Source organism: Varibaculum cambriense, from assembly GCF_022133705.1.
Taxonomy (GTDB): domain Bacteria; phylum Actinomycetota; class Actinomycetes; order Actinomycetales; family Actinomycetaceae; genus Varibaculum; species Varibaculum cambriense_A.
Genome location: NZ_JAKNHJ010000005.1, coordinates 1 through 15194 on the forward strand (window position 1 = coordinate 1; position 15194 = coordinate 15194).

At 50.2% G+C, this 15194-nt stretch carries 18 protein-coding genes; 12 read left to right on the forward strand and 6 right to left on the reverse strand.

Annotation, left to right across the window (positions count from 1 at the left end; genetic code table 11):
* The first annotated feature begins 195 nt into the window (after window positions 1-195).
* Window positions 196-891 carry an ATP-binding cassette domain-containing protein gene (locus L0M99_RS03125; protein WP_238127722.1) on the forward strand — a complete coding sequence of 232 codons (696 nt, stop codon included), beginning with the start codon at window positions 196-198 and terminating at the stop codon, window positions 889-891.
* Complete coding sequence (locus L0M99_RS03130) at window positions 875-1621, forward strand: hypothetical protein (protein WP_238127723.1); 747 nt, start codon at window positions 875-877, stop codon at window positions 1619-1621. Before L0M99_RS03125 ends, L0M99_RS03130 begins: the two co-directional genes overlap by 17 nt.
* A 199-nt stretch (window positions 1622-1820) precedes the next feature.
* On the opposite strand, the gene L0M99_RS03135 is transcribed toward L0M99_RS03130, so the two are convergent.
* The 3 genes from L0M99_RS03135 to L0M99_RS03145 all read right to left on the reverse strand — a co-directional run bounded on the left by L0M99_RS03135 (window position 1821) and on the right by L0M99_RS03145 (window position 2831).
* Window positions 1821-2147 carry an HNH endonuclease gene (locus L0M99_RS03135; RefSeq protein ID WP_238127724.1) on the reverse strand — a complete coding sequence of 109 codons (327 nt, stop codon included), beginning with the start codon at window positions 2145-2147 and terminating at the stop codon, window positions 1821-1823.
* A 91-nt stretch (window positions 2148-2238) separates the two neighbouring features.
* Window positions 2239-2622: a type II toxin-antitoxin system death-on-curing family toxin gene (locus L0M99_RS03140; protein WP_238127725.1), complete on the reverse strand. Its 384-nt coding sequence runs from the start codon at window positions 2620-2622 to the stop codon at window positions 2239-2241.
* Window positions 2619-2831: a type II toxin-antitoxin system Phd/YefM family antitoxin gene (locus L0M99_RS03145; RefSeq protein ID WP_238127726.1), complete on the reverse strand. Its 213-nt coding sequence runs from the start codon at window positions 2829-2831 to the stop codon at window positions 2619-2621. Before L0M99_RS03145 ends, L0M99_RS03140 begins: the two co-directional genes overlap by 4 nt.
* A gap of 394 nt (window positions 2832-3225) precedes the next feature.
* Here L0M99_RS03145 and L0M99_RS03150 point away from each other — a divergent pair, with 394 nt between their 5' ends.
* Complete coding sequence (locus L0M99_RS03150; protein ID WP_238127727.1) at window positions 3226-3849, forward strand: hypothetical protein; 624 nt, start codon at window positions 3226-3228, stop codon at window positions 3847-3849.
* 78 nt (window positions 3850-3927) lie between these two features.
* Here L0M99_RS03150 and L0M99_RS03155 read toward each other — a convergent pair whose 3' ends face one another.
* Together L0M99_RS03155 and L0M99_RS03160 are read right to left on the reverse strand one after the other, a co-directional pair.
* Complete coding sequence (locus L0M99_RS03155; protein ID WP_337954203.1) at window positions 3928-4971, reverse strand: YeiH family protein; 1044 nt, start codon at window positions 4969-4971, stop codon at window positions 3928-3930.
* A gap of 96 nt (window positions 4972-5067) precedes the next feature.
* Complete coding sequence (locus L0M99_RS03160) at window positions 5068-6111, reverse strand: alcohol dehydrogenase catalytic domain-containing protein (protein WP_238127729.1); 1044 nt, start codon at window positions 6109-6111, stop codon at window positions 5068-5070.
* A gap of 368 nt (window positions 6112-6479) precedes the next feature.
* Between L0M99_RS03160 and L0M99_RS03165 the strand changes: the two genes are divergently transcribed.
* The 6 genes from L0M99_RS03165 to rbsK all read left to right on the forward strand — a co-directional run bounded on the left by L0M99_RS03165 (window position 6480) and on the right by rbsK (window position 11989).
* On the forward strand, window positions 6480-6692 hold the full coding sequence (locus tag L0M99_RS03165; protein ID WP_238127730.1) for an LPXTG cell wall anchor domain-containing protein: 213 nt from the start codon (window positions 6480-6482) through the stop codon (window positions 6690-6692).
* Window positions 6693-6921: 229 nt separating this feature from the next.
* A complete protein-coding gene (locus L0M99_RS03170; RefSeq protein ID WP_238127731.1) occupies window positions 6922-7899 on the forward strand; it encodes a sugar-binding transcriptional regulator in 978 nt (325 codons plus the stop codon).
* Window positions 7900-8011: 112 nt separating this feature from the next.
* On the forward strand, window positions 8012-8665 hold the full coding sequence (gene deoC / locus L0M99_RS03175; RefSeq protein ID WP_238127732.1) for a deoxyribose-phosphate aldolase: 654 nt from the start codon (window positions 8012-8014) through the stop codon (window positions 8663-8665).
* A complete protein-coding gene (fucP, locus tag L0M99_RS03180) occupies window positions 8662-10062 on the forward strand; it encodes an L-fucose:H+ symporter permease (RefSeq protein WP_238127733.1) in 1401 nt (466 codons plus the stop codon). The genes deoC and fucP overlap by 4 nt, the downstream gene beginning before the upstream one ends.
* Before the next feature lie 11 nt (window positions 10063-10073).
* Window positions 10074-11084, forward strand: coding sequence for an aldose 1-epimerase family protein (locus L0M99_RS03185; protein WP_238127734.1), 1011 nt, complete (start codon window positions 10074-10076; stop codon window positions 11082-11084).
* A gap of 2 nt (window positions 11085-11086) precedes the next feature.
* The gene (rbsK, locus tag L0M99_RS03190) at window positions 11087-11989 is read left to right on the forward strand and encodes a ribokinase (RefSeq protein ID WP_024058220.1); all 903 of its coding nucleotides are present in this window, start codon (window positions 11087-11089) and stop codon (window positions 11987-11989) included.
* A gap of 387 nt (window positions 11990-12376) precedes the next feature.
* On the opposite strand, the gene L0M99_RS03195 is transcribed toward rbsK, so the two are convergent.
* Window positions 12377-13423, reverse strand: coding sequence for an NAD(P)-dependent alcohol dehydrogenase (locus tag L0M99_RS03195; protein ID WP_238127735.1), 1047 nt, complete (start codon window positions 13421-13423; stop codon window positions 12377-12379).
* 135 nt (window positions 13424-13558) lie between these two features.
* Here L0M99_RS03195 and L0M99_RS03200 point away from each other — a divergent pair, with 135 nt between their 5' ends.
* From L0M99_RS03200 to L0M99_RS03210, 3 genes are read left to right on the forward strand one after another with little or no spacing between them, the layout of a single operon-like run.
* Entirely contained in the window at window positions 13559-14152 is a 594-nt protein-coding gene (locus L0M99_RS03200; RefSeq protein WP_238127736.1) for a type IV toxin-antitoxin system AbiEi family antitoxin domain-containing protein, read from the forward strand.
* Complete coding sequence (locus L0M99_RS03205) at window positions 14112-15023, forward strand: nucleotidyl transferase AbiEii/AbiGii toxin family protein (RefSeq protein WP_238127737.1); 912 nt, start codon at window positions 14112-14114, stop codon at window positions 15021-15023. Before L0M99_RS03200 ends, L0M99_RS03205 begins: the two co-directional genes overlap by 41 nt.
* Before the next feature lie 27 nt (window positions 15024-15050).
* Complete coding sequence (locus L0M99_RS03210) at window positions 15051-15161, forward strand: NPXTG-anchored protein (RefSeq protein WP_238127738.1); 111 nt, start codon at window positions 15051-15053, stop codon at window positions 15159-15161.
* Window positions 15162-15194: the final 33 nt, after the last annotated feature.

Sequence of the window (15194 nt, forward strand, 5' to 3'; positions counted from 1 at the left end):
AACAATCCTCTCAAAAAATCAAAAAAACCTAGGAACAAAACCTGGGACGCTTCAAGGGTGACTCGTTAGACGGCGCGCCCACAGTCGGGGCGGCATTTGGGGTTAATACCCAGTACGCTTGATTATTGCTGCTGGGGCAATTGTTCTTCGTTTTTGGCTCAGTCTGGTTTTACTGTTTCGAGTTGGGTGAGGTCAATGGATGCTGTGGTTAAAGCGCAGAACTTGGTTGTGAGCTATGGCAAGCATGTTGCGCTACGTTTGGATGATTTTCGCATTGGCGCCGAGGCAGGAGTGGTGGGGCTTTTTGGTCCGAACGGAGCCGGTAAAAGCACGTTGCTTCGCACGATTGTGGGGGATATTGCTAGGGTCCAGGGGAGAATCGTGGCTCCTCATCGTGTAGCGGTGAGCTATCTTCCCGATGAGCCTTTTTTGTATCCGTGGTTGCGAGTATCGCAATGCGTTGATTTGTTTCGTAGCCGATACGATGATTTCAGAACTGGTGCTTTTGAAGAGTTTCTTGAGGGGGCTTCTTTCTCGTCATTAGCCAAAGTAAGTGAGTTATCAAAAGGGATGAGTGAACGCCTTCATCTTGCGTTGATTATGTCTAGGGCTCCTAAGCTTTATGTGTTGGACGAGCCGCTGGCAGGGGTTGATCCGCTCACGAGGGATCATCTTCTTGCTCTGATCAAGAAATATCGTATTCCTAGCGCTCCGCTGTTGCTTAGTACCCACCTGATCAATGGCGTGGATTCTATTTTCGATGAGATTGTTCTTATTTCAGATGGGAAACTGCTGACTCATGATACTGCTAGCCATCTGCGAGATTTCGGCGATGGCGATTTAGAGCTGGCTTACAAGAGGAGCGTATCGAGCCATGTTAACAATGACTGATTTTCGTCTTTTGGCAGCCAAACATGGGCGGGTCATGATTCCGTTAATCATGGTCATTATCGCTCTAGCAATCGTTCGAGTTGTGTCAGATGAGCTAGTGGTGCAGCAAATATACGGTATTGGCGTTATGCTTCTCGAAATTGCGATAACGCTGTATGCGTTAGATGCTGTGCTTCGGCTCACTGGCGCTTGTGATGATCGTTTACTCTTGCTTTCTCCTTTGTCGCGCTGGCGTTTAGCTGTTTGCAATATGCTCGTGCTCTCCTTGTACCTCCTATGCAGCTATGGTGCTACGTTCCTACCATTAGCAAAGTCTTCATCGGTTGATGGGATGGTGCAGTTAGCTAATCTTCTCGGATATATCGTTTCGATATTCACTGGCCTTGGTTTGATGCTGCTCGTATCGTACACATTGAAAAATATTCGCACCCGTTTTCCTTATCTGTTATCGGCTTGGTTTGTTTTTTCGGTTACCATACTGCTCGCGGTGATTGCTTGTGTGCAGATACTTAAAAAGGTTGCGCCAGAGGCTCAATGGCTATTAGGAGTGACCTCAAGCGACTCGATAGTCAACCTATATTCAGCTAGTCTCCCCGTCACTGTTATCGGGCTCGGGGATCAAGTGAACAGTGCTTTCTTCTTCATCGCGGCGAATATGCTCCTGGGAATCATTGTCTGGTTGAGCGCGTTCATGCTCTCCCGTCGAAAAAACAACTTCATACGGCTATAGACAAGCTAGTAGACGGGTAATACTCCGCTCTGCAAGACTTACCGGTAATACCCTGTTTGCTTCCAAGATTTTGCACGCGAGGGGCCGAGCCCGCTGTCCAGTGCATCATGTCGTAGAGATTCGACCATCCCTACCCAAGATGCTCGCGCTTGACTGACCTGCCATTTCGCCAACGATCACTGTCAAGAGCGTAGATACGCTAGTAGCAAGGCTTGCACAAAGCCATCAAATTACCAAAGTCATGCGCGCCACCCCGGCTTAGTGGGAGGATGTGGTGGACTTCCTGCGTTGGTGTGAGCCTGTCTTCTTTCTGGCGCTGCTCGCATAGCGGGTGTTCGGCGACATAGCGGGCGCGAATTCTCCACCACTGGCGTCCGTAGCGTTTGTTGATAGCTGGGTCGCACTCGTACTTGCGATAGTTGTGTTTGGCGAGTTTGGCGAGTTTGGCGTGCCCATCGCAATACCTGTCGTGCGTGAGGTGCGGGAATCCGTGATAGGAGCAGGGCGTTGCAGGCTTGCGCAGCACCGCCGATTCCCGCTAGCTCCACTTCGTTGGCGTAATCTCGTCAGGGATTAGTGGCACTAAATAGAAGCCCCTGGATAAACCGGAGGTTTGGTCACTCCACTACATTTCTGACCCAACGTACGAGCTCATCGTATCCAACAGCCCCATCCGCCACACCCAGAATAGTCTCGAGAAATGAAGCATGATCAGGTTTGAAATCTATACCGGATACTCTGAGATATGTACCTAAGAGTGCGGCACCAGTTCTCTTGTTTCCATCTAGGAATGGGTGACCGGAGATAATTCCAAATGCATATCTGCACGCCTTCTCAACTGGGTCAGGGTACAAATGTTCATCACCAAAGGTCTGGAAAGGCTGTGCGAGCGCCGACTTTAAAATCCCCTCATCGCGAACTCCATCGAGTCCGCCGAACCGAACGATTGCCGCAGCATGAATAGCGAGGACATCCTGCTGCGAAAACGCAAATCCGTTCATTTGGCCAGTTCTTGGAATACGTCGGCATATTCATCCATGAAATCGACTGCAACGTCGGCTACATCGGTCGCGCCGTGTGCCGGTTGGATAATTACCCACGGCCGATTATTCTTCAAAATGGTGAGGGGTTTCCCCGTCCTGTTCACTTCGGCCGTGACCCGGGAAAAATTATTTTTTGCTTCCGCTAGACCCATTGTAAATGCAGGCATCGACATTCCCCTTCTTGACTTAGCAAAATTATGGCTAATATTTGATCCAGAGTCAATAGGTATTTGCACCTCTCCGGCTTCGATGTGGCTGCTTGCCGCGCAGGATAAAAATAAATTAAAAAGGTTTCTCCTCTAGCGCTAGATGGTTTCGGTGGCGGTGCGCCATGGTGGGTGCGATTGCTATCGCAGGCATGACAAGGGAAAGGGAGGAAAAACTTATCCCCGCGCCTCAGGTGCGTAGGTCAAAAAACTCTACAATCCACATGCTTTCAGAGCATATTTAAAGTACCAGAACCTCTGAGCAAACCCCCAAAAACAACAAATTTATACACATAATTCAGCTATTGACTCTTTTTAGAAGACTTAAAATGGGCGCTAGGAGAGGGGGCAGCTAATGCGGTTTCATTCTTTGCAATTCCAGATCAAGGGATGGGCGGAGGATTTTCTTGCCAGTGATGGGCAAGACTTGGATATTGCGGACGAATTTGCGCGTCTTTCTCGTTCATTGGGGTTTGAGGGAGCTCCAGATAGCTATGCCGGATTATGGGCTACCCAGTTCGTCTACAACGACTATTCCCTTCTCGAGGGTGACTTTTTAGCTAGAGGTTTATGTTTAGACTTGCTATGCGACAGTGATTCCCCCATCCCGTTTAGTGCGATTTTCTTATGCCTAGCAGAGACGCTCAAGCGAACAGCCAAGTGCACGGTAACGGAGCTAATTGTTGTATGGGAACCTTATTCAGTTAGGACGAAGATTCCTAAAGGAAACGGTAAAGCGAATCTTGAAAGATATATCGCGCAAAATAGGGAAATTAATCCCCTCCCGATTGCCCAATGCGCAACAGTTAAATACGCATGCAAAGGTAAACAGGCATCGGTTCTTGCATCTGGCGAAGTCCCCTTGTCGATGTCCTCATGCTACCTGCCCGAATTGGCTTTACCGTTTTCTGGAATCTGTTCACAGTGGGGAACTGAAATACTGCGCCATGCGGAAACGATTGAGATTACTGCCAGCTAGTGCGACCTATTTGGTGCCGCTGGAATTTTTGGGTATTGAACGAGGGCTCCCTTTCACTTACGCGTTTCCATCCGGATGTTAGTCAACTAAAAGGAGTACTGATCCCAACGGGACTGCCGCGATTAGGACACTCAGGATTATTCCGAGGACGAGGGCGCGCCCTCCGGACTTAAGCACGTTGCGTAGGTTCACTCCGGCTCCCATCGCGCCCATCGCTACCGTCAGGAACAGGGTAGCAGCCGTGCCCCCTAGGGTGCTGAAATTATTATTGACAGTGGGGACGCTGGCAAACACCGAGGCTAGCGCTACTGCCATCAGGAATCCCACAACGAATCCGGGAATTAGAGGTGGACGCTTGCCAGAGCTGGCTTTTTGTGCCTGTTCGTGGCGTACTTGCACTACGCGTCGCTCAATGATTCCCACAATCGCCACTACGATCGCTAGGCAGGCCACGCGTCCCAGTTTGGTGGCGGTAGCCAAATCAGAGATTGCCGGATCGTAAATGTTTGCGGCCGCCACTACCTGGCCGACCTCGTGAATAGAAGCTCCCAGCCAGACGGCTGCTTGGGTGGGGGATAACCCCAGCCCGTGGGCGGCAGCCGGTAAAGCAACGAGGGAGAGCGTCCCGAATAGGGTAACGCACGCAATAGCAGTCGCGACCGCATCATCGGCATCCTCGCGGTTGCGGGCAGAAACCACCGGGGAGATCCCCGCAACGGCAGAAGCCCCGCAAATAGCGGTGCCGGAGGTGGTGAGAATCCCGGTGGCGTGACTGACCCGCATCAAGTAAGTCAACAGGTAACCCGCCACCATAGTGACTGCCACCGCGCAGATGATGGTCGCGATGGTACCGGCACCGAGTGCAGCGATAGCCGGTAGCGACAGTCGAAAACCAAGGAGCACCACCCCGGAGCGCAGAATAGTCTTCGCGGAAAAACCGATACCGGGTTCGCAGACAACAGGAATCAACTTCGTGTTGCGGACGGCTATTCCCAGTAGGATTGCTACCAGCATCGATGACAGCAGGGGAATAAACAGGTTAATTAGCCAAGCGATTCCGGCAATCACACACGCGTACGCTATGCCTGGTAGTAGCCGTTTTAAATTATTCAAAAAAATCACTTGCCATATATACCACAAGGCCAAGACGGTTAAGCAACGAGAACGCTAAAGTTGCCTGTCTAGTGCCTTACTGATTGCCTGGTAACTACTTCGAACTTAGTCAGGTATTACCGCAATTTTTACGCCGATGCGATCGTGTACTGCCTGATACGCTTCGTGCACTTGTGAAAGCGGGAAGGTGTGGGTCACGATTTCCTCCACATATATAGCCCCCGCTTCGAGCACTTGAATCGCCCGTTTTACATCCCGACGGCGAGCATTGGAACCCCCGGTAACCTGCAATTCTTTATAGTGAATCAGGTTAGGTTCCATTTGAGTCATCGAACCCTTCGGGAATCCCGCGAAGTAGTTTACTCGTCCCCCATCCCGGGCAAGCTCTAAGGCGTCTTGAGCGAGTTCGGAGGCACCGATGCACACAATTACTACATCGGCTCCCGCACCGTTGGTTACCTCCTTGACCCGATCCTCAAGTTCTTCAGGGCTGACCCCAATCGCGCCTAGCCGGTCTGCCACTTGGCGCCGCCCAGGGGAACGGTTAGATACGAATACCTGTCTAGCCCCACTGGCCAGTGCTAGTTGCGCGTGGATTAGTCCGATCGGGCCGGCTCCCAGAACAGCTACTACCTCCCCAAGATTAACTTTGAATTGATCGAGGCCGTTTAAGCAGCAAGAGATAGGTTCGGCTAGACAAAGAGCTTTGGGGTCAAGCTCTTTACTAGTTGTGATTAGGTTGCCTCTACGTAGGGCGCGTTCCGGCACCAGCAGGTATTCCTGGAGACCCCCATCGATGGCGTAGCCAAACAGCTCTAGATTTGAGCAAAGGTGTTCACGATCTTGTAGACAGTTGGGGCAGGAACCGCACGATACCACGATCGATACTGTCGCCTGTTGCCCAATGCGCAAGTCGGGTTGAATCTGCTCGACGCCCTCGCCGATTTCCACGATCCTGCCTGCAATCTCGTGCCCGGGAACCGTACCATAGGAGATCCCTGAAGTTTTCGCCCCGGTATAGAGGCGATAGTCGGTGCCGCACATGGTGTTGGCCTCGATTTTCAGTAAGACCTCATTTTTGCCCGGGGTTGGTTTTTCCTTTTCGACCAGCCGTAGATCTTCCGGTGCATTCAAAGTTGCTGCCCGCATGACTTCTCCTCTCCTTAAAGACATTTCGGAACCGCGCCCAAAAGTAACGTGAAGAAAGTAGCGCGTGGATCAGGGGCTCTGATGCCCAGTGAGTCTAGTGTCTCACGAATCTAGTAGCGACCACTGTCATCAGTAACCGTAAATTGGTTCCTCACCCGTCACGTGAATAGTTCTTCCAGTCTTAAATAACTGGAGAGATTAGTGGTCGAAGAAGGATATTAGGCTTTCGACTCACCTTGCGAAGATGGCTCCTTCTGTGCGGTCGCCTAGCGGTAATCAAAGACATTTCCCTGGGATCCGGCGAGTGATCTTCCTAAGCGAGGTGTCAGGAATGTGAACTGCCAATAAAAGTTAGGTACGCCGCTAGGTTGAATCCGCTGGAAGTTACTTTAACTGGTACCTGGGAGAAACCCGTTACCACCAGCAAGATTAAAACTGCTGATTCCGAAAAGACTCCCACGCCGAAAGCTAGCCCCAAAGAAGAAATGGTAAATACCGGCTCCTCGCCCTTAGAGCTGCTGTTACTTGCAGGAGCCAGCAGTGTTCTAGGTGCGTTAGTGCTGCTACGACGCCGGGCGTAACGCGAGTATGAGGTTTTGGCTGGAGGGCGGGTGTATGTGGTACCGCCGCGAAGCGTTTAATGCGGCTTGTGTTGTAGCTGCTGCAGCATTTCTGATTAGCTCAACGCCTGACGATAGCTTCACCCCGAGGAGTGTAACGTTTAGTTCTTGAAAACTTTGTAACTGTATTTTCTGAAAGGCTGATTTTCAGATTTCCTCAGACTAGACTCCAGACTGATTAGATAGTCTCATGGTGAAAAAAGATCGCTTGGGAATGACCCGCAGGGATCATCAATCCCTGGATGTGGCAAAGCTCTACTATAGCGGCCTATCTCAGAGTGAAATCGCTAATATACTGCATGTTTCGCGACCAAATATCTCCAAATTGCTCACTCATGCGAAGGCGCGCGGGTTCGTGAAAATTCGAATAGATGATCCACGAGAGCAAGACAGAGAGCTCATCGATTCTTTACGGTCTGCTTTTTCACTTGACGAGGTACGTTTAGTGTCTCCACCTAGAAGACGCGACATTGATATTCGCAAGGCTCTGGGACAGGCGGGGGCAGACCTTTTTATGGGGATGGTGCGTGATGGAGACGCCGTTGGAGTTTACTGGTCTCGAACCATTCAGGCATTGACTGCGAGCTTACAGCGGAAATCTTTACAGCGGGTCGATGTAGTCCAGGTCGGTGGCAATCTAAGGATGCCGTCCCTGGATTTATCCACTCTAACCAGTTTCCGGGAGTTACGAGAATCTCTGCAGGCCAAGGTGCACATGATAGGGCATCCAATCGTGTTGGAATCGGCAGGTGCGAAGCTAGCGATTGAACGAGAAGAGAGTGTCAGTAGGGTTATGGCACTTGCGCGCCGAGCACGTATCGTGCTTTATTCGGTCGGCTCAGTTAGTTCCGTGGCAACTCTGCTGCATAGTCCGCTCATTAATGAGGACGAAAGAGAATTCTTGATCGAACATTCGGTGGGGGAAATATGTGCGCACTTCATCGATGAAGACGGCAGGGTCTGTCTGCCGGATCTTAACAACCGCACTTTGGGAATTTCCTTGCCGGATTTACGGCGTAACGAGCAAAAGATCCTGGTAGCCGGAGGATCCGATAAGTTGCAAGTAGTCTATGCGGCATTGCTACGTGGTTATGCTAACCGGTTAGTTATAGATACGGTAACGGCTCGTAAGCTACACGCCTTGACGAAAAAGAAACAAAGCAAATAGCCAAAATGGCACATATGTGCCAAAAATTCGTTCTGTAGGCTGGGGCAGCAAAGTAGCGTGAGACCAGTGACAAGTCAGCCAAGACTTGCATGAAGTCGAAGGAGACGTAGACATGACCAATAAAGCAAAACTAATTGATCATACCCTGCTTGCGCCAGATGCAACAGGTGAAGCGGTAAAAAAGCTTTGCGAAGAGGCTAAAACCGCAGGATTCTGGTCGGTGTGTGTAAGCCCCAATAGGGTTTCGCTGGCGAAGCGTGAGCTTTCCGGTAGTGATATTAAAGTATGTACAGTAATCGGATTTCCTTCTGGTGCGCATTGCACAGAGGTGAAAAAATTTGAGACTGCCCATGCCGTTGCAGACGGAGCGCAAGAAGTCGACATGGTAATAGACCTGGGGGCAGTCAAAGATGGGAATTGGCGCGCAGTTCAGCTGGACATTGCTGGTGTTGTCCAAGCAGCTGGTACTGGGGTTCTAGTGAAGGTCATCTTGGAAACCTGCCTGCTAACGGATGAAGAAATCGTGAATGCATGCGAATGCGCACAACAGGCTGGCGCAGATTTTGTAAAAACTTCTACAGGTTTTTCACAATCAGGTGCAAGTGCGCATGCGGTGGAGCTTATGCGTAAAACTGTTGGCTCGAATATGGGAGTTAAAGCATCTGGCGGGATTCGAACCGCTGCCGTCATGGACGAAATGATCGCCGCAGGAGCTAACCGTATTGGTGCCTCTGCCGGAATGAAACTGTTGGGGGGGAACAAATGAGTATAGATGTGGAAACTTCGCCAAAGCAATCATTGCCTAGGCAAAAAACACCCGAAGGACAAGTAAATAACAGCCGAGGGTTGATAAAGGATAATACGCTGCAGTTAGCCGACGGTTACCTTTCGCGAACCCCCATTTTTCAGTATCTCTTACTGTCGATTTGCTTCCCCATGTGGGGGATAGCTGCCAGCCTCAACGACATCTTGATTACACAGTTCAAGTCAATTTTTACTCTTTCTGACTTTGCTTCCGCGTTTGTGCAGTCAGCATTCTACGGTGGGTATTTCATTATTGCTATTCCTGCCTCCCGAGTAATCCGCTCCACCTCCTACAAAGTTGGAATCATGGTTGGTCTGAGTGTGTATATCATCGGCTGCTCACTGTTTTTCCCGGCTTCCCACATGGCAACGTATTCAGTATTCCTGTTTTCACTGTTTGCGATTGCAATTGGATTATCGTTCCTTGAGACGTCCTGTAACACTTACTCGTCGATGATTGGACCGAAAAAATATTCCACGCTACGACTAAATATCTCCCAAACTTTCTATCCTCTCGGATCTATCGGGGGAATTTTACTGGGCAAGTACTTGATTTTTTCCGAAGGTGCCGCGCTGCATGAGCAGATGGCAAATCTTACTGCTGCAGAGTCGCAACAGTTTGCTCGGGAAATGCTACAACGCACTCTGCATCCCTACCGGGTAATCATTCTAATCTTGCTGGTAATCCTGATCCTGGTGATGATTACGCAGTTCCCAAAGTGTAAGCCTGTGGTAAATAACGCGAAAGAGACCACGAAGGCAACCATATTCCAGACCCTAAAATACTTGGCCGGAAACCGTAGATTTAAAGCTGGTATTCTGACTCAGTTCCTTTACGTTGGCATGCAGACAGCGGTTTGGTCCTTTACGATTAGACTCGCGCTAAATCTGGATCACTCCCTCAATGAGCGAACAGCCTCTAACTTCATGATCTTTGCGTTTATTGGGTTCTTTTTAGGAAAGTTCCTAGCAAATCTTTTGATGACCCGGTTTAATCAAGACTTAGTCCTCGTCGGCTACTCTCTTTGTGGATTGGGTGCGTTAGCGTATGTAATCTTGGTTCCTAATATGACAGCAGTTTATGCTGCGGTGTTGGTTTCGTTCTTGTTCGGGCCTTGTTGGGCAACCATCTACTCACGCACGCTAGATTCGATCGAAGATAAACGCTATACCGAAACCGGCGGAGCGATAATCGTCATGTCTATTATTGGCGGGGCGGTTATTCCTGCAGTACAGGGGCTGGTCTCTGATCTGACTGGCTCGATGCAGATTTCTTTTACCGTTAATCTCTTTTGTTTCGGTGCCGTATTGATGTACTTCTATTCCTCTTATAAAACTTCTCCAAAGGGCGAAATCTAATGCAATATGAAATGAATTTACCAAGATCCCTGTTTACGCAGTTAGAGACGGAAATACTGCATTCAGAGCAGTGGTCGGTAACCACGAAAACTTACTCATCCGGAGTTGCTTCACTAACTATCCACAACTCGCTCGGATATGTTGAGGTGCTGCCCTTCATGGGGCAAATTATCTGGGACGCAGAGTTTTGCGGTCACAGCCTGCGCATGGAAAACATGTTTTCAGAGCCTAAACCGGCGACCTTGATTGAGGACACCTACGGCTGCTTTGCTTTCCATTCGGGGCTGCTTGCCGCTGGTTGCCCCGGCGAGGGGGATAACCATCCGTTGCATGGTGAATTTGCATGCGCTCCCATGGACTCGGCGAAATTGATTGTTTCAAACAATGCCATTCGCGTAGTTTCTTGCCGCGAGTACTTGAAGGGTTTTGGTGATCACTATGTAGCCAATCCCTCGGTGACTTTGCACCAGAATTCATCCATGTTCGATATTGAGCTACGGGTGCAAAACATGTCTAAGTACGCCTCTATGCCTCTGCAATATATGTGCCATATGAACTACGCGTTCGCACCAAGCGGAAAAATTACCCAAAACTTGCCTGCCGATGCGTTCAAATTGCGTGAATCTGTGCCGGCGCATGTTAAACCAACTGAAAAATGGTTGAAGTTGAACGCAGATATAAAAGCCGGTAATCGGGACGCTAATTCCTTGGAAGGGGCTGAAGAGTTCGATCCGGAGATTGTGTATTTCGCTGATGGAGTAGACAAACTGACCGAAGAAGCAATTTTAGAAATGACCTGCCAGGACGGAACGGTATTTGAAACCCGTTTTAGTACCGAGAGTTTCCCAGTGATAACGCGGTGGATATTGCATAACGAAGATCAAAAAGTTGCTGCGTTTGCGCTTCCCGGGACATCACGTCCAGAAGGGCGCGAAGCGGCTCGTAAAGCTGGAACGTTAATTGAACTTGCCCCTGGGGAAGCTCGCACTTTCCAAGTAACTACCGGCATTAAGGAGAACTAGAAATGGATATTGCAGTAGTTGGCTCGAATATGGTCGATTTAATCTCCTATATCAATCGAATGCCCCATGAAGGCGAGACCGTAGAGGCTCCAGATTTTCGAATGGGTTGTGGCGGTAAGGGTGCGAACCAAGCCATAGCAGCTTCTCGGATGGGCTCGGAAGTTTTGATGGTCACCAGAGTAGGCAACGATATGTTTGCAGACAACACCATAAGAAACTTTGCTGAGAACGGTATCGACACCAAATTTGTTATGCGTACGGATGCTACCTCGGGGGTCGCCCCAATTTTTGTGGATCCCCAATCCCGTAACTCAATCATAATCGTCAAGGGAGCAAACGCATTGTTAACTCCCGGTGATGTGGAACGTGCCAAGGCACAAATTGCCGAATGTAAACTGATCGTGATGCAGCTGGAAATTCCGTTAGAAACGGTATATGCGACTATACGATTAGGCAATGAATTGGGTATTCCGATTCTGTTGAACCCAGCTCCAGCCGATCCCTCACTATCGTTAGAGCAGGTAAAAAACGTAGAGTTCATCGTGCCAAATGAGAGTGAACTATCTTTACTAACTGGGATGCCGGTAGAATCCGAAGAAGATATACGTGCTGCAGGGCAAGTGCTTACTCACTCGGGAATTCCGAATGTGATTGTCACTTTGGGTTCACGGGGCGCCTTGTGGATTAGTGAAGCCGGAGAACAGTTAATTGAAGGAACCTCTGACAGGGCAGTTGACACTACCGGGGCAGGTGACGCTTTCATTGGTTGCTTTAGCCATTGTTGGACGCAGACTGGTGACATTGCTGAGTCGATTCGCAAGGCTAATATCTATGCGGGCGATGCAGTAACTAAGCGGGGTACGCAAACTTCCTATGCTACGGCTGAAGAGCTAAACCTGCGTTAGTCCACCGTTTTCCTAGGCTCAGTGTGGCTGGCATGAACGGTGTATATGCGCAGTCGCCTTAGATTAGCATACGCAGCATAAAAGCTACGAGGACATATTATTCGGTCCTTTGTCAGCCAGCTTGATAATGTCGTTACCCTTTCTCCACGGGGTGGGAAGGGTAACGACATTATTGCTATCACGGTGAGTGAAAGCTGAGAGTAAGAATTCTGGGTAAAGCTGAGCGCTCCTTAGAGCGTACTGTTTATTATCCTGGTGGTTTGTACTGATTAGGCTTCAGATTCTGAAGAGTTTATCGCTAAGTGTACTTGTTTTCATCAGGCAGTTTCGCGCGAGCATCAAGTAGTATCGAGGCATCGGCATCGAAAACCAATGCAACTGCCCGCTCTAGAAGGTGGCGGTGTCGATCACGTAGCGGTAGCGCACCTTAGCGGCCACCACGTTATCCCAGGCCTGATTGATTTGATCGCCAGAAATGATCTCCACTTGGGGGCCGATATTTTTCTCGGCGCAAAAGTCCAGTACTTCCTGGGTGAGGGCGATACCGCCGATATTCGAGCCGGCCAGCATCTTTTGCTTGCCCACCAAGTTACCCATGGCGAAGGATTGTCGATTTTCCGGAAGTCCTACAATCCCTACGATTCCCTCGGGTTTTACACAATCTAGCAGCTGATCGATTTCCACTCCGTCAGACAGAGTCGATACCACCAGGTCAAACTGGGAGCGCATACTTTCCCAAGTCCCGTCCTCGGAAGTGGGGTGCAGTGCAACTGCCCCAAAGCGTTTCGCGTCCTCTTCTTTGGCGCGGGTGCGGGAAATGACGTGGGTTTCGGCTCCCAGGGCGGCGGCAATCTGCACCCCCATATGACCGAGCCCTCCCATGCCCACGATGGCGACTTTCTTGCCCGGGCCTGCTCCTAAGCGTTTCAGCGGGGAATATAAGGTCACTCCGGCACACATAATGGGGGCGGCTTTTTCCAGAGGAATCGCGTCCGGGATTCGGCAAACATAGTCTTGCTCCACGGTGATCCCGGTGGAATAACCGCCGGCTGTGGGGACGCCGTCGCGCCCTATACAGTTATAAGTCCAGATAGTCCCGCCCTCGCCATTACAGAATTGTTCGGTTCCCGCTTGGCAAGCCTCGCATTTGCCGCACGAGTCCACGAAACAGCCGACCCCTACCCGATCACCAACGGCAAACTTGGTTACTTTCGAGCCAATTTTGGTGACGATTCCGGCGATTTCATGACCGGGGGTGAGGGGGTAGATTACCTCTCCCCACTCCGCGCGCCCGGTGTGAATATCGGAGTGGCAGACCCCGGCATATTTGATCTCGAAATAGATTTCGGTTGGTCCTGGTTCGCGCCGCTCTAAGGTTACGGGATGGAAATCCGAAGTGGCCGAATCCATTGCGTAGGCTTTTACCTGGGTCATTGCTGCTCCTTGTAAGCGAGAAGGTTATTACCCTCAACCATAACCCGCCACCCGACCTAGCGCAGGGGTGGCAAGTAGGAACGGGGGGGGGGAATAATTTTTATCTGTCAATACCGTACTAATAGTGGTACGATATTGACAAAGAAGGAGGGGGTGAATGTTTTGACCTACGCGCACGATTTATGGGAGGTTGCGGCTTATAGCCACGGGGTATTAACCGTTTCGGAGGCGATTTCTGTCGGTGTACCTGCTGTTGAGGTACGAAAATTAGCTTATAGAGGCACGCTGCGTAGCTATGGTAACGGGGTATACGTACATCATGGGGTGCCGCTCACGCGTTTTACCCAGTTCGCCATAGCGGTGGCGCTAGCTGGTAAAGGCGGGTTTTTATGGGGAGATGCGGTCTTTTCTCTTTTGGAACTGGGGGATTTTAATCCGCGTTCGATCCGGGTTGCTACCCGTAGACGGGTACGTAGAAAGTTACCGCAATGGATGCAGCTTACCGATTGCGTTGACATTGTGGAAACAGATATTACTGAGTACTGCAATCTGCCATCCACCTCGGTTAATGAGGCACTGACAGATGTTTTTCCCCAACTACCAAATGAAAAATGGCTGGCCTTAGTGCACGAGTGCTACCGTAAAGATTTTGTTACCGCAAAGGAACTCAAGGCTAAGGAAGTGCTGTATGAGCGGGGTCGTTCCTCCCAAAAACATTGCTCAACTTGAGCAACGCCTGCAAGAAGTGTCCGCTGCTCGGGGGATTACGGTTGCGCGCTCCCGGTTAATGCTGTCTACCTTGGTTGTATCCCAGATGCTTCCAGAGTTCACAGTAATAAAAGGTGGTATGGGCATGAATCTGCGCGCGGGCGAGCCTGGAACTCGCGCGACCTCGGATCTTGATGTTTTTATCTCTGAGCAAACCCGCAGATTCGAAGAAGCGCTGCGCGTTAAGTTGATGAAAGGCTGGGGTTTCGTCCCACCATCAAAAGCACAGCTACACAATAATCCAAACAGTGCGCCCCGAACAGCTTTCACGGGGGCTTTGGTTGCTTTACCAATTCACGACCCTGGGGTGAAGCTCCCTCAGTATTTGGTGCAACCGTACCGGGTTTCATTGAAATTTCTTGGGAAGCAGTGGTCTGCGCTCAAGGTGGAAGTGTCAGCTCAAGAGATTGAGACGAGTACGTATGAGGGTACTCGCATAGATAGTGATTTATATGATTTTAATGCCCGTTTCGGCTTTGGGGAGTTGAGGCCTGTAAGTTTGATTTCTCCTGAAGCTCAGTTTGCGCAGAAGCTTCATGCAGTTACTGATCTGACATATTCCAGAGCCCATGATTTGGTAGATCTGCAGGTGCTGTGGCGCATGCAGCTGGACTTGGCGGAACTTAAGCAATTATGTGTACGAACTTTTTCATGGAGAAAAGCGCAAGCCTGGCCACCTCTACCTTTGCGGGATATGAGTGGTTGGGAAAGTGCATACCTGGAAGCGCGCGCTGAGACTCAGGTCAATGAAGCTACGGACATGCTGTCCTCACTTTCCGATGCGAGACAGTGGCTAGCACAAACTATTCGCACCATAGATGGAATTCAATGACCAGGTAAACGCAACAAAGGTAACACCGTGTGGCAGAAAGTCCCCAAGACTGGTTCCGCGGGGATTCCGGCGCTGGCGCTAGGGTTACTAGCCGTTGGCGCGGGCGCAGTCATGGTTCGCCACCGTAAACAGCAGTAACCATTAAGAATAACTAAATAACAGTTTTGGGGC

Excerpts from the sequence above, each read along its gene's own strand:
- L0M99_RS03170 (WP_238127731.1), top strand. The coding sequence starts at position 6,922 with ATGGTGAAAAAAGATCGCTTGGGAATGACCCGCAGGGATCATCAATCC.
- fucP (WP_238127733.1), top strand. The coding sequence starts at position 8,662 with ATGAGTATAGATGTGGAAACTTCGCCAAAGCAATCATTGCCTAGGCAA.
- rbsK (WP_024058220.1), top strand. The coding sequence starts at position 11,087 with ATGGATATTGCAGTAGTTGGCTCGAATATGGTCGATTTAATCTCCTAT.
- L0M99_RS03130 (WP_238127723.1), top strand. The coding sequence starts at position 875 with ATGTTAACAATGACTGATTTTCGTCTTTTGGCAGCCAAACATGGGCGG.
- L0M99_RS03125 (WP_238127722.1), top strand. The coding sequence starts at position 196 with ATGGATGCTGTGGTTAAAGCGCAGAACTTGGTTGTGAGCTATGGCAAG.
- L0M99_RS03145 (WP_238127726.1), bottom strand. The coding sequence starts at position 2,831 with ATGCCTGCATTTACAATGGGTCTAGCGGAAGCAAAAAATAATTTTTCC.
- deoC (WP_238127732.1), top strand. The coding sequence starts at position 8,012 with ATGACCAATAAAGCAAAACTAATTGATCATACCCTGCTTGCGCCAGAT.
- L0M99_RS03185 (WP_238127734.1), top strand. The coding sequence starts at position 10,074 with ATGAATTTACCAAGATCCCTGTTTACGCAGTTAGAGACGGAAATACTG.
- L0M99_RS03150 (WP_238127727.1), top strand. The coding sequence starts at position 3,226 with ATGCGGTTTCATTCTTTGCAATTCCAGATCAAGGGATGGGCGGAGGAT.
- L0M99_RS03140 (WP_238127725.1), bottom strand. The coding sequence starts at position 2,622 with ATGAACGGATTTGCGTTTTCGCAGCAGGATGTCCTCGCTATTCATGCT.
- L0M99_RS03160 (WP_238127729.1), bottom strand. The coding sequence starts at position 6,111 with ATGCGGGCAGCAACTTTGAATGCACCGGAAGATCTACGGCTGGTCGAA.
- L0M99_RS03205 (WP_238127737.1), top strand. The coding sequence starts at position 14,112 with ATGAGCGGGGTCGTTCCTCCCAAAAACATTGCTCAACTTGAGCAACGC.
- L0M99_RS03195 (WP_238127735.1), bottom strand. The coding sequence starts at position 13,423 with ATGACCCAGGTAAAAGCCTACGCAATGGATTCGGCCACTTCGGATTTC.